Below are 11788 nucleotides of genomic sequence, written 5' to 3' on the forward strand. Positions count from 1 at the left end.
GGCCTTACTGCTTTGCCCGCTCTTCCGCCTGCGCGGCCAGAATCTTCTTCACCTCGGCAACGAGGTCGGCCTCCGGCACGGTGATCTGGGCCGGACGCGCGGCGCGCCATTCGGCGTTGTCGGTGATGCCGGCCGACATTCGCGCGCCTTCGATCAGGTCCTTGATCTGGATTTCGCCCTTGGCACGTTCGTCGCCACCCTGGATGATGACGACACCCGAGCCCCTGCGGTCGGCATACTTGATCTGCGCCTTCATGCCGGCGCCGCCGAGATACATCTCGGCGCGGATTTTCGCTGCGCGCAGTTCGGCAACCATCTTCTGGTAGCGGCCGAGGCTTTCGGTGTCCTTGTCCATGACCAGCACGACGACCGGGGCGATCACGTCCGACGTATCGAGCTTGCCCAAGTTCTTCAGCGCCGTCATCAGGCGCGACACGCCGATGGAGAAGCCGGTGGCCGGTACCGGCTCGCCGCGGAAGCGCGAGACGAGGCCGTCATAACGGCCGCCGCCGCCGACCGAACCGAAACGCACGACCTGTCCGTCATCATTGGGGATTTCGGCCAGCAGTTCGGCCTCGTAGACGGGACCGGTGTAATATTCGAGGCCGCGCACGACGGACGGATCGATCTTGATGCGGCCGTCGTCATAGCCGGCAGCAGCGACCAGCGAGCCGATCTGCGCAAGTTCCTCGACACCTTCGGTGCCACGAACATTGCCGGAAACGATGGCGTTGAGGTTCCGAGCCGTGGTGTCGGAACTGGCCGCACCAGCTTCGGTGAACGCGATCACCGTATCGATTGCAGCAGCATCCAGCCCGGCACCCTTGGTGAAGTCGCCCTCGCCTTCCTTGCCGCCGTCCCAGCGCCCCTTGCCAAGCAGCAGGCGCACACCTTCGGCGCCAAATTTGTCGAGCTTGTCGATGGCGCGCAGCACCGTCAGGCGGCGGTTGCCATTCTCGTCGCCGCCGAGGCCGATGGCCTCGAGCACGCCGTCGAGCACCTTGCGGTTGTTGACGCGGATGACGTAGTCGCCGCGCTTGATGCCAAGCGCTTCCATCACGTCGGCCATCATCATGGTCATCTCGGCATCGGCCGCGACACCAGGCGTGCCGACGGTGTCGGCGTCGAACTGCATGAACTGGCGGAAACGGCCGGGACCGGGCTTTTCATTGCGGAACACCCAGCCGGAGCGATAGCTGCGGTAAGGCTTGGGCAGCTTCTCGTAGTTCTCGGCGACGAAACGCGCGGTCGGCGCGGTCAAATCGTAGCGCAGCGACAACCACTGCTCGTCATCGTCCTGGAAGGAGAATACACCCTCATTGGGCCGATCCTGGTCGGGCAGGAATTTGCCGAGCGCATCGGTATATTCGATCAGCGGCTGCTCGACGGGCTCGAAGCCGTAAAGCTCATAGACCTCGCGGATCGCGACCATCATCTTCTCGACAGCGCGGATGTCGTCCGCACTGCGGTCGACGAAACCACGCGGCAGCCGCGCTTTCATCTTTTCCGATTTGTCGGCCATGGTCGAATTCCGCACTTTTTCCAGATGTTTTGGCCGCGATCACGGCGCGGCGTGTCGTAACCGATATGGGATGGAGCGGCAAGCGTTTGGCGCGCCGCGGGGAAGCCGAAACATTTCCTCAATTTGACCGACATCGTGCCGATACAGCTGGCAACGACAAGGCGCAGCATTGAATGCCAGGACAAACACGATGCCGACGATCGCACAAGAACTCGACGAGACCGCAGCCCAGGCACCTCAGGCGCGGCGGGAAGATGCCGCCCCAAGGCGGGCGTCGTCGTTCGGGGATACGCTGCTGACGGTGGCACTCGTGCTCTATCCCGCACTTACCGCCGTCGGTGCGATCGCAGCCGGCCTGATGTTTTCCGCATAGGGCCCTCATTCGGCCCCGAAAGGGCACTGCCATGCCACGGATCGTTTCAACCACTGCCCTCAGTGCGCTGTCGCTTGCGGCCGGACTTGCCACGGCGAAGGCGTGTTCCCCCGGCGATGCCAAGCTCGCCGGACATTATTATCTCAACGGCGTGATGGAGGTCGGCTCCGAACTCCTGCTGAGGCCGAACGGCAGCTTCGAATTCATGCTCGCCTATGGCGCCAACGACCAGTACGGCAAGGGCTGCTGGGTCAAACGCGGCTCGACGGTCGAGGTGATCCCGGCCGGGCGCAGCGCTGCCTCGCGCCGACACACGCCCGACGACCGTGGTTTCGGCGGTCTGGTGCTGACCGTTTCCGGCCGGTCGCTGGTCTGGGACATCGCCGGCAGTGGGCACAAGGGACGATATGAGAAGTGAGCTGCTCTAGCCCGGCCGCTTGAACGCCTTGCGCTCGGCTTCGATCTTGCCGCGGCACATGCAGCCTTCGATGTGATCGTTGACCATGCCCATCGCCTGCATGAAGGCATAGACAGTAGTCGGGCCGACGAAGCTCCAGCCGCGCTTCTTCAATTCCTTGGAAATCCGTGTCGAGGTCGGCGTCGTCGGGTTGGCGATCAACGTGGGGTAATCAACGACCTTGGGCCGTTCGTCCGGGCTGGGCTCGAACTTCCAGAACCACGCCGCGAGCGATCCGGCCTCGTCGGCGAGTTCGCGAGCCCGTTTGGCATTGTTGATGGTCGAAACGATCTTGCCGCGATGGCGCACGATACCGGGATTGCCCAGTAGCCGCTCGATGTCGGTTTCGCCATAGTCGGCGACCGTGTCGAAGTCGAAGCCGGAAAATGCTTCGCGAAAGCTCTCGCGCTTGCGCAGGATCGTCAGCCAAGACAAGCCGGACTGGAACCCTTCGAGGCAGATCTTTTCGAACAGCCTGACGTCGTTGGCGACCGGGCGGCCCCATTCATTGTCATGGTAATGCAGATAATCGGGCAGCGTGCCCGGCCAGAAGCAGCGTGTCGCCCCATCCGCGCCGACCATCAAGCCGGTCTTTTTCTCGTCCATGTCCATTCCGTTCGTTAACAGCAAGAAGTGCTGATTTACGCGTGCTTTACCAGACTCCTGAACCGGCCGGTAACCACACCGAAAGCTTTCCTGACAATCTCGCATTTTAAGCAACCCGATTCATGTTTCGGTGGGAAGGCCCGGACAACATGGCCCTGAAAAGGGAATGGGCCGTGCCCTGCCCCGCTGACGATCGAGTTGAGAGCACGTCATGAGAAAACCTCTGATCCTACTGGCATCGGCTGCCATGCTGGCCGAGCTTATCTCGCCTGCACTGGCCTATGACCGCTACGCCGAGCGCCCGCCAGTTGTTGTGAGCCCCGACCTTTCGGCACCCTGGGTGCTGCAACTTGGCCGCAACCCCGGAGAAGTGATGCCCCGGCAGCAGCGGCGCCAGCCACACGTCCAGGTCCAAGTCAGGCCGGCGGCGCCACGCAGCGCCCCGCGTGTGGCCCAGCGCCAGAAAGCACAGCCGGACCGGGTGCAAACTGCGGCACTGCGCGCGCCGGAGAAGCGCTCGGTCAAGCCGCAGATCAACCCGATCTACCTGCCGCAGACGGTCGCCTATGACGGCGGCGAGAAGGCAGGCACGATCATCATCGATACCAACGAGAACTTCCTCTACCTCGTGGAGGCGGACGGCCAGGCGCGGCGCTACGGCGTCGGCACCGGCAAGCCGGGCTTCGAATGGTCGGGCACGCACAAGGTGACGTCGAAGCGCGAATGGCCGGAATGGCGTCCGCCGGCGGAGATGATCGCACGCGAACGCGCCAAAGGTCGCGTGCTGCCGGCGATGATGACCGGCGGTCCCGAGAACCCGCTCGGCGCGCGCGCGCTTTATCTCGGCTCGACGCTCTACCGCATCCACGGCACCAACCAGCCATGGACCATTGGCGGGGCGGTGTCGTCAGGCTGCATCCGCATGCGCAACGAAGACGTCATGGATCTCTACGAACGCGTCGCCGTCGGCACCACGGTCGTCGTCAGATAATTCATCCGGTTACGGGGGCGGAGCCGGTCGCAAGACCTGGTTCCCAAGCAAAAGGGCAGCGCGGCGGAAGACCGAGCTGCCCTTTTCGCATTCCGCGAGATCGTTCGAGAACCCGTTTCTTGCTAGGTTTCAGGAAAAATTGTTTAACATGGATGAAATTTTATCGGTTCAACCCTTTTCATCCCGGACGTGGCGAAGTATCCCGGTTCTATCCCAAGCCGATGGCCTGCGAAGGAAAACACATGCCGCCGCTCGATGACAACCGCTATCTCAAGGGCGGCCCCGTGGCCGCTCGCATCATCGCCGAAGTCCGCGCCGCCGCCCAGCAGGCGACCGATGAAGGATTCCGCCCCGAGCTTGTTTCGATCACCGTCGGCGACGTCGCCGCGGTGGATGTCGTACGTCCGCAACCAGCGCGCCAAGGCAGAACTTGCCGGCATCGACTTCGAAGAGCGGCGTTTTCCGGCGGAGCTGACCGCCGGTGAGCTGGAAGCCGCCATCCACGGCATGAACGCCGATCCGCGCATCACCGGCATCATCATCCAGCGACCGGTGCCGGCGCACATCCCGATCAAGGCGATCCAGGCGGCGGTGCATCCGCTCAAGGACGTCGAAGGCATGCATCCGGCCTCGATCGGCAACATCGTCTACAACCAGCTCGACCTGGCACCGTGCACGGCTGCCGCTTCGGTCGAGCTGCTGAAGGCCACCGGGCTCGATCTCAAGGGCCTGGAGGTCGTTGTCGTGGGGCACTCGGAGATCGTCGGCAAGCCAATCGCCTTCCTGCTGATGAGCGAAGGCGCAACCGTGACGGTATGTCATCACATGACGCGTTCGCTGGCGGCGCATGCTCGCCGCGCCGACGCGCTGTTCGTCGCGGTCGGCAAACCACGCCTGATCAAGGCCGACATGGTCAAGCCAGGTGCCGCGGTCATCGACATTGGCATCAATGCCGAAACACTGCCGGATGGTTCAAGCCGCATCGTCGGTGATGTCGACACCGAAAGCGTCAAGGAAGTGGCGTCGTGGATCACGCCGGTGCCGGGTGGCGTCGGCCCGGTGACGGTGGCGATCCTGTTGCGCAACACGATGGTGGCGCTCAACCGCCAGCGCGCGGTCTACCGCGCGACATTCGGAACGGCCGAAGCAACGCTGGCGGCCGAATAAGATCCGTCGCCGTCTCTAACCGCTGGCTCCAGTCTACAGCCTCCAGGTGCCGTCCTGGACCTGCGGCGTCGCCGGGTTGGCAACCATCTGCAATCCATTGGAGACGACGATCGGCGTGCCATCTGGCACGCGCTCGTAGAGATCGATGACGTCCTGATTGATCAGGCGCACGCAACCCGACGAAACCGACTTGCCGATGGATGCCCATTCGGGTGAGCCGTGCAGGCGGTAGAGCGTGTCCTTGCCGTCCTGGAAAATATACAGCGCACGCGCGCCGAGCGGGTTCTGCACGCTTGGCTGCATGCCGCCCTCCCACTCGTTCTTGCCCGGGATCTGGCGGGCACGGTACTTTTCCAGCTCGGGCTGGCGGTCGATCATCTCGTTGGGCGGGAACCAGCGCGGCCAGGTCTGCTTCCATTCGATGACGCCGCGGCCGGCCCATTCGAAGCCGGCGCGGCCGAGGCCGACGCCGTAGCGGATCGCCTCGCCATTGTCGGCAACGACATAGAGGAAATGGCCTGATGTATCGATGACCACCGTGCCGGGCGCCTCGCCGGTCGGATCCTGCACGACCTGGCGATAATAGCGCGGGTCGACCTTCTGGAAGGGAACGGCGGGAATGTCATAACCATTGTCGTTCAGCGCCGCATACATCATGCGCGGATCGCCGAAGGACGGATCATTGTTCAGGGTTGGCGGCGGTGGCGCTGCGGGGAATGCCTGCACCGGGGCAGAGCGCTCGCTGCGCGTCGTCGAGCATGCGGACAAGACCGCCGAGGCTGCGCCGGTAGCGGCCAGGGCCAGCAACCTGCGGCGGGTGAATGTCGACATAGAGGCTTCCAATGCGTTTTTCGATTTGCTGCAACGCACGAAGCCTTCGCATGTTCCACCCGCCCAGTTCAATCCCGGACGGCGCAGGCGGCGGTCAACTCTGGTTGTAGTCGCTGCGCATCGGCTGCCACATCGAGATGTCACGCGGAGCGGCCAGCAATTCCTCGAGCGCGGCATGCCATTCCTCGCGATAGGGCCGCTTGAGCTGCACGTCGAGCACGTCCTGGTGATCGGCCCAGGTCTCTTGCAGCAGGAAATGGTTGGTATCGCCCGGGTCGCTGTTCAGCGTCGCACTGACGAACATCGGCTCATGGCGCATGGCATCGAGCACGCCGTTGAGCAGCTTGAGAAAGCGCGTGCGCTGCTCGGGGCGGACGGTGAAGCCGATGATGTAGGTAACGCTCATTTCCAATTTCCTCCTGATGGCTGGGCAAGACGCCGACCGCATGACGAGGAAAGTGCCAGAGCTGCGCGCAGCTTCAATGACCTTAGAGGTAATAGCTTCGATTTACTGCTGCGCAGGATCTGGCCCCTGCTCACTCGGCTGCCTGCAATGTCATCGCGGGTAGCTCGGCGGGCTTTTCGCCGCCATAGGCCCAGTCGAGCAGCTTGACCGTATGGACCACCGGAATGTTCGCCGCCGAGGCGATCTGGGTGATGCAGCCGATATTGCCGGTGGCGACAAGCGCGGCGCCCGTCGCCTCGATGTTTTTGACCTTGCGATCACGCAGGCGCGCCGAAATCTCCGGCTGCATGATGTTGTAGGTGCCGGCCGAGCCACAGCACAGATGCCCCTCGCGCGGTTCCTTGACGACGAAGCCGGCGCGGGTCAGCAATTCCTTGGGCTGGCGCGTGATCTTCTGGCCATGCTGCATCGAGCACGCCGAATGATAGGCGACGGTCAGGCCCGGCTTGCGCTGGGGCTCAGGCAGGTCCAGCGTCGCCAGATACTCGGTGACGTCCTTGGCCAGTGCCGAGACCCGCGCGGCCTTCTCGGCATAGGCCGGATCGAGCCGGAGCATGAAGCCGTAGTCCTTGATGGTGGTGCCACAACCCGAGGCGGTGATGACGATGGCGTCGAGACCATCTTGCTCGATCTCGCGCATCCAGGCGTCGACATTCTGCCGCGCCTGATCAAGTGCTGCGCCTTCGCGGCCCATGTGATGGACCAGCGCGCCGCAGCAGCCTTCGCCCCTGGGCACCACCACCTCGATGCCGAGCCGGTTGAGCAGCGACACCGTCGCCTCATTGATGCCGGGCTCAAGCACTGGCTGAGCGCAGCCGGTGAGGATGGCGACGCGGCCAAGCTTCGTGCCCTTGGCGGCATGGCTGCCGGGCGAAGCCATGGCCGATGCGGCCGGCACCGAGGCCGGCGCCAGCCGCAGCATGGCCGCGAACGGCTTCAGCGCGGCAATCTTGTCGAAGGCGCCGGCGAAGGGGCGGCCAAGGCGGGCCAGTTTCAGCGCTGCGCGGAACCGAGTGGGATATGGCAGCACGGCGGCCAGAACTCCGCGTGTGAAACGGTTCATCAGCGGGCGGCGATAGGTCTTTTCGATATGGACGCGGGCGTGGTCGACGAGGTGCATGTAGTTCACGCCAGACGGGCATGTGGTCATGCAGGCAAGGCAGGACAGGCAGCGGTCGATGTGGGTGACGATTTCCTTGTCGGCCGGGCGGCTGTTTTCCAGCATGTCCTTGATCAGGTAGATGCGGCCGCGCGGACTATCGAGTTCGTTGCCGAGAGTCACATAGGTCGGGCAGGTCGCCGTGCAGAAGCCGCAATGCACGCATTTGCGCAGGATCTTCTCCGATTCCGCGACATGCGGATCGGCAAGCTGGGCGGTGGTGAAATTGGTCTGCACGGCGTTATGACACTCTTGTCAGGTGGCTAGATCAGCCAGCTCTCGGGGTTCTTGATCGGCTCGCTGCGTCCTAACGCCTGCAGGCCCATGATGCAGCGGACGATGAACCAGACAGCGACTGCGAACATCAGGATGAAGCCGATGAACACCATCATAAGCACTAAGGAAGCCAGCGCGTAGAGTAGGCCGATCCAGAAGGTGCGGATCAGCCAGGTGTAGTGGGATTCGATGAACCCGCCCGCCTTGCCACGGTTGATGTAGGCGAGGACGATGCCGACTATGCCGCTGATGCCGATCACCAGACCGGCGAGGTAGAGGATATAGATGACCTGGACGTTGGTCTGGCCGGGCTCGAGCCAACGGTCGGTCTGGCGCGGCGTGATGGGCGGTGGTGTCTCGCTCATGAGATGACTCCCTCGGTTGCACCCCTAGAAGTAGCAGAGTCGGGCGAATGCACCATGCGGCCGGGGTTGAGGATGTTCTTCGGGTCGAACTCCGCCTTGAGGCGTGTGGAAAGTGCGGCGAGTGCTGCAGGTTGCGGCTCGAAGACCGGGGCTGCAGCGCGCCAGTCCGGAGCGGCGCGGACCAGCGTGGCATGACCGCCGCCGAATTTCCGGATCAATGCGCGCAGCAATTCCGCTTCGGGTTCGCCCTCCATGCGCAGCCAGATCAGGCCGCCCTGCCAGTCGTAGAAGGCGTCGGCTGCAGCCTGCATGCGCAGGGCCAGAACCATGTGGTGGGCGTTGGCCGGCGGCATAGAAATGCGCCAGACCGGCTTGTCGCTGCTGTCGGCAAAAGGCCTGATATCGCGGACGTCGCGCCACAGCGTGCGCGATGCCTCCTCAGTGACCTCCTCGATGGCACCGGCGTTGCCGAGCAGTTGCCGGAGCTGGCCGAGGCGATAGGCGACGGATGGGCCGAAGCCTTCGACACGTAGCAGCGTGGCCGGGTCGCCGCCGAGTCTGCCGTCGAGGACGCGGCCGGCCATGCGTTCGGGCAGATGTGCCGCCGACGACACCTCGGCGCTGGAGCCCATGGCGATCGACATGGCTGCCGTGGCATTGTCGTCGAGCAAGCCGCGGATGATCAGCGTGGTCTCGGTTTCGGCTGCCGGCAGCACCTTGAAGGTAACGTCGGTGAGCACCGCCAGCGTGCCCCAGGAGCCAGCCATGACCTTGGACAGGTCGTAGCCGGTGACGTTCTTGACAACGCGGCCGCCCGACTTGAAGGCTTCGCCGCGCCCGGAAACGGCGTTGATGCCAAGGATGTGGTCACGCGCGGCACCGGCCTTGAGCCGGCGCGGTCCGGCGAGATTGGCCGCCAACACGCCGCCGATGGTGCCGCGCCCTGGCGCCTGGCCAAGCAGCGGACCGTAGTCCATCGGCTCGAAATCGAGCCGCTGGCCATTGTCGGCGAGCAGCTTCTCGATCTCAACCAGCGGCGTGCCCGCCTTTGCCGACAGCACCAGTTCGGCCGGTTCGTAGAGCGTGACGCCTGTGAGCTGCGACAGGTCAAGCGTGTGTTCGCATTGCAGCGGGCGGCCGATGCCGCGCTTGGAGCCATGGCCGACAATTTCCAGCGGCGCTTCTTCGGCCAGCGCCCATTGGACGGCAGCAAGGACGTCGGCCGATGTGGCGGGGGTGAAGGTGGTCATGGTGTTTCTGTCACCCCTCTCCGCCTCGCTGCGCTCGGCACTTGTCCCCAGCGGGGTGAGGAATACGATCTGAAAGCGAGCCCATCACAGCCGGTGCTCCCGCAGCTTTTCGAGGGCAGCAGCTCCGCGCGGCGACAATCGGTAGCCGACGTCGAGGCTCTCGGTCAGGCCAAGTTCCTTGAGCTTGCGCACGTCCTGCTTGAACTTGAGTTTCTCGACGCCGAGGCGTTCGGCGAGGAGTGCAGCAGCCATTTCGGGGTTCTGGCCGATCAGGCGCAGGATCGAGGGGAAGTAGCCGGGTGAAGCACTGTCCCATCGCTCGAAGCGGGCGGCGAGCGCATGCCAGTCGGCATCACTGAGGTCAGCCACGTCGCGCAGCGCCAGCCTGTTATCAGCCTCGATGCCGTCGAGGGAAATGCGATAGAGGCTGCGACCGGTGCCGGCGCGGAGATCTGCGGCCAGTGCGGCACGGTCGGCAAAACCGGCGGCACGGGCATCGGCATCGGAAAGCGCGGCCTCGTCAACGATATCCACCGAGCCGATGCGGACAACCCCGGCGGCGGTGCGCAGGCCGGTGCCCGCCTTGACCGCCGGCCTCTGCCAGCGCCGGAAGGCGAGCGTGATGTCGCCGCGCGCAATACCGTCGAGGATGGATTGTTCGAGCAGCATCGCTCAAAACCTCGGAATGTCGGGAAACGCCACCAAGCCGCGGTGGACATGCATGCGGCCGAGTTCGGCGCAGCGGCGCAGTTGCGGGAAAACCTTGCCGGGGTTGAGCAGGTGATTGGGATCGAAGGCGCATTTGACCCGCATCTGCTGGTCGAGATCGATCTCGTTGAACATTTCGGGCATCAAATCGCGCTTTTCGACACCGACGCCGTGCTCTCCGGTCAAGACGCCGCCAACTTTGACGCACAGGCGCAGGATGTCGGCGCCGAAGGACTCGGCCTTCTCGAGTTCGCCCGGCACATTGGCATCGTAGAGGATCAATGGGTGCAGATTGCCGTCGCCGGCATGGAAGACATTGGCGACGCCAAGGCCATATTGCTCCGACAATTCGCGCATGCCGGCGAGCACACGCGGCAGCTCCTTGCGCGGGATGGTGCCGTCCATGCAGTAATAGTCAGGAGAGATGCGGCCGACGGCTGGGAATGCCGCCTTGCGGCCGGCCCAGAAGGTCAGCCGCTCCTGCTCGGACTGGGAGATGCGGCAGGTGGTGGCGCCGTTGGCATTGGCGATCGCCTCGACAAGGCCGATCAGATGGTCGACCTCGATGCCGGGACCATCCAGCTCGACGATCAGCAACGCCTCGACATCGAGCGGATAGCCGGCATTGACGAAATCTTCCGCCGCGTGGATCGCCGGCCGGTCCATCATTTCCATGCCGCCGGGAATGATGCCGGCGCCGATGATGTCGGCGACACACTGGCCGCCCTGCTCGCTTGTGGGGAAGCCGATGAGCAGCGCCCGCGCCGTCTCCGGCTTCTTGAGAATGCGCACGGTGACCTCGGTGACGACGCCGAGCAGCCCCTCGGAGCCGATCATGACGCCAAGCAAGTCATAGCCCTCGGCATCGAGATGCTTGCCGCCGAGGCGCACGACCTCGCCACTCATCAGCACCATTTCGATGCCGAGCACGTTGTTGGCGGTGAGGCCGTATTTCAGGCAGTGCACGCCGCCGGAATTTTCCGCGACGTTGCCGCCGATCGAGCAAGCGATCTGCGATGACGGGTCGGGCGCATAATAGAAACCGTCCTGCTCGACAGCATGGGTGATGCCAAGATTGGTGACGCCCGGCTGGGCGGTGACGGTGCGGTTGGGATAGTCGATTTCGATAATGCGGTTGAAGCGGCTCATCACCAGAAGCACGGCGTCTTCGAGCGGCAGCGCGCCGCCCGACAGCGACGTGCCCGAACCGCGTGGTACAACGCGGATGTTGCGGTCGTTGCAATATTTGAGCAGGCGCGACACCTGAGCGACGGTTTCGGGCAGGACGACGACCATCGGCAACTGGCGGTAAGCGGTGAGGCCGTCGCTTTCGAAAGCCCGCATCTCGTTGACGGCGTCGACCACGCCCTCGCCCGGGACGATGATGCGCATGTCGGCGACGATCTCGTCACGCCGGATCAGCGTCGCCGCATCGGGCTTGGGCATCGATATGCCGGACATCGGTCACCTGAGATCGGTCAACTGGTAAAAAGCTTTTACCAGTAGTGCCGGCGCTCTGTAAACCGGGAGCGATCAACGGGCAGATGGGTATCCAATCCGGGTTCACGTAGCGTCAATGTGCCGCTGGTGGGATCGTCCTGCCCGTTTGAGCAGGGC

12 protein-coding genes and 1 pseudogene are annotated in these 11788 nt (G+C 64.0%); 4 read left to right on the forward strand and 9 right to left on the reverse strand.

The window, feature by feature from the left end:
* Positions 1 to 4: 4 nt before the first annotated feature.
* The gene (gene hisS, locus ACHMW7_RS24515) at positions 5 to 1522 is read right to left on the reverse strand and encodes a histidine--tRNA ligase (protein ID WP_395448029.1); all 1518 of its coding nucleotides are present in this window, start codon (positions 1520 to 1522) and stop codon (positions 5 to 7) included.
* Positions 1523 to 1712: 190 nt separating this feature from the next.
* On the opposite strand from hisS, the gene ACHMW7_RS24520 reads away from it, so the two are divergent.
* A complete protein-coding gene (locus tag ACHMW7_RS24520) occupies positions 1713 to 1895 on the forward strand; it encodes a hypothetical protein (RefSeq protein WP_395448030.1) in 183 nt (60 codons plus the stop codon).
* Between the two features lie 31 nt (positions 1896 to 1926).
* The gene (locus ACHMW7_RS24525) at positions 1927 to 2313 is read left to right on the forward strand and encodes a hypothetical protein (RefSeq protein ID WP_395448031.1); all 387 of its coding nucleotides are present in this window, start codon (positions 1927 to 1929) and stop codon (positions 2311 to 2313) included.
* Between the two features lie 6 nt (positions 2314 to 2319).
* Here the strand turns inward: ACHMW7_RS24525 and ACHMW7_RS24530 are convergent, their stop codons facing one another.
* The gene (locus tag ACHMW7_RS24530; RefSeq protein WP_395448032.1) at positions 2320 to 2958 is read right to left on the reverse strand and encodes a DNA-3-methyladenine glycosylase I; all 639 of its coding nucleotides are present in this window, start codon (positions 2956 to 2958) and stop codon (positions 2320 to 2322) included.
* A 211-nt stretch (positions 2959 to 3169) separates the two neighbouring features.
* On the opposite strand from ACHMW7_RS24530, the gene ACHMW7_RS24535 reads away from it, so the two are divergent.
* Together ACHMW7_RS24535 and ACHMW7_RS24540 are read left to right on the forward strand one after the other, a co-directional pair.
* Positions 3170 to 3949 (forward strand): L,D-transpeptidase family protein, encoded by a 780-nt coding sequence (locus ACHMW7_RS24535; protein ID WP_395448033.1) that lies wholly within the window; start codon positions 3170 to 3172, stop codon positions 3947 to 3949.
* Between the two features lie 242 nt (positions 3950 to 4191).
* Positions 4192 to 5116: pseudogene (locus ACHMW7_RS24540) on the forward strand (bifunctional 5,10-methylenetetrahydrofolate dehydrogenase/5,10-methenyltetrahydrofolate cyclohydrolase).
* Between the two features lie 33 nt (positions 5117 to 5149).
* Here the strand turns inward: ACHMW7_RS24540 and ACHMW7_RS24545 are convergent.
* The 7 genes from ACHMW7_RS24545 to ACHMW7_RS24575 form a co-directional block, all read right to left on the reverse strand.
* A complete protein-coding gene (locus ACHMW7_RS24545) occupies positions 5150 to 5947 on the reverse strand; it encodes a L,D-transpeptidase (RefSeq protein WP_395448034.1) in 798 nt (265 codons plus the stop codon).
* A 94-nt stretch (positions 5948 to 6041) separates the two neighbouring features.
* Entirely contained in the window at positions 6042 to 6353 is a 312-nt protein-coding gene (locus ACHMW7_RS24550; RefSeq protein ID WP_395448035.1) for a putative quinol monooxygenase, read from the reverse strand.
* Between the two features lie 130 nt (positions 6354 to 6483).
* Positions 6484 to 7809, reverse strand: coding sequence for a glycolate oxidase subunit GlcF (glcF, locus tag ACHMW7_RS24555; RefSeq protein ID WP_395448036.1), 1326 nt, complete (start codon positions 7807 to 7809; stop codon positions 6484 to 6486).
* 26 nt (positions 7810 to 7835) lie between these two features.
* Positions 7836 to 8213, reverse strand: coding sequence for a DUF4870 family protein (locus tag ACHMW7_RS24560; protein ID WP_395448037.1), 378 nt, complete (start codon positions 8211 to 8213; stop codon positions 7836 to 7838).
* Entirely contained in the window at positions 8210 to 9463 is a 1254-nt protein-coding gene (gene glcE / locus ACHMW7_RS24565; RefSeq protein WP_395448038.1) for a glycolate oxidase subunit GlcE, read from the reverse strand. Before glcE ends, ACHMW7_RS24560 begins: the two co-directional genes overlap by 4 nt.
* Positions 9464 to 9547: 84 nt before the next feature.
* Positions 9548 to 10132 carry an ASCH domain-containing protein gene (locus tag ACHMW7_RS24570; RefSeq protein WP_395448039.1) on the reverse strand — a complete coding sequence of 195 codons (585 nt, stop codon included), beginning with the start codon at positions 10130 to 10132 and terminating at the stop codon, positions 9548 to 9550.
* Positions 10133 to 10135: 3 nt separating this feature from the next.
* A complete protein-coding gene (locus ACHMW7_RS24575) occupies positions 10136 to 11632 on the reverse strand; it encodes an FAD-linked oxidase C-terminal domain-containing protein (protein WP_395448040.1) in 1497 nt (498 codons plus the stop codon).
* Positions 11633 to 11788: the final 156 nt, after the last annotated feature.

Origin of the sequence: Aminobacter sp. UC22_36 (assembly GCF_044056035.1) — a bacterium.
Lineage (GTDB): Bacteria > Pseudomonadota > Alphaproteobacteria > Rhizobiales > Rhizobiaceae > Aminobacter.

What these genes read in the sequence shown, in the direction of transcription:
- ACHMW7_RS24560 (WP_395448037.1), bottom strand. Translation starts at nt 8,213, where the DNA reads ATGAGCGAGACACCACCGCCCATCACGCCGCGCCAGACCGACCGTTGG.
- ACHMW7_RS24535 (WP_395448033.1), top strand. Translation starts at nt 3,170, where the DNA reads ATGAGAAAACCTCTGATCCTACTGGCATCGGCTGCCATGCTGGCCGAG.
- glcE (WP_395448038.1), bottom strand. Translation starts at nt 9,463, where the DNA reads ATGACCACCTTCACCCCCGCCACATCGGCCGACGTCCTTGCTGCCGTC.
- hisS (WP_395448029.1), bottom strand. Translation starts at nt 1,522, where the DNA reads ATGGCCGACAAATCGGAAAAGATGAAAGCGCGGCTGCCGCGTGGTTTC.
- ACHMW7_RS24520 (WP_395448030.1), top strand. Translation starts at nt 1,713, where the DNA reads ATGCCGACGATCGCACAAGAACTCGACGAGACCGCAGCCCAGGCACCT.
- ACHMW7_RS24525 (WP_395448031.1), top strand. Translation starts at nt 1,927, where the DNA reads ATGCCACGGATCGTTTCAACCACTGCCCTCAGTGCGCTGTCGCTTGCG.
- ACHMW7_RS24545 (WP_395448034.1), bottom strand. Translation starts at nt 5,947, where the DNA reads ATGTCGACATTCACCCGCCGCAGGTTGCTGGCCCTGGCCGCTACCGGC.
- ACHMW7_RS24530 (WP_395448032.1), bottom strand. Translation starts at nt 2,958, where the DNA reads ATGGACGAGAAAAAGACCGGCTTGATGGTCGGCGCGGATGGGGCGACA.
- ACHMW7_RS24570 (WP_395448039.1), bottom strand. Translation starts at nt 10,132, where the DNA reads ATGCTGCTCGAACAATCCATCCTCGACGGTATTGCGCGCGGCGACATC.
- ACHMW7_RS24550 (WP_395448035.1), bottom strand. Translation starts at nt 6,353, where the DNA reads ATGAGCGTTACCTACATCATCGGCTTCACCGTCCGCCCCGAGCAGCGC.
- ACHMW7_RS24575 (WP_395448040.1), bottom strand. Translation starts at nt 11,632, where the DNA reads ATGTCCGGCATATCGATGCCCAAGCCCGATGCGGCGACGCTGATCCGG.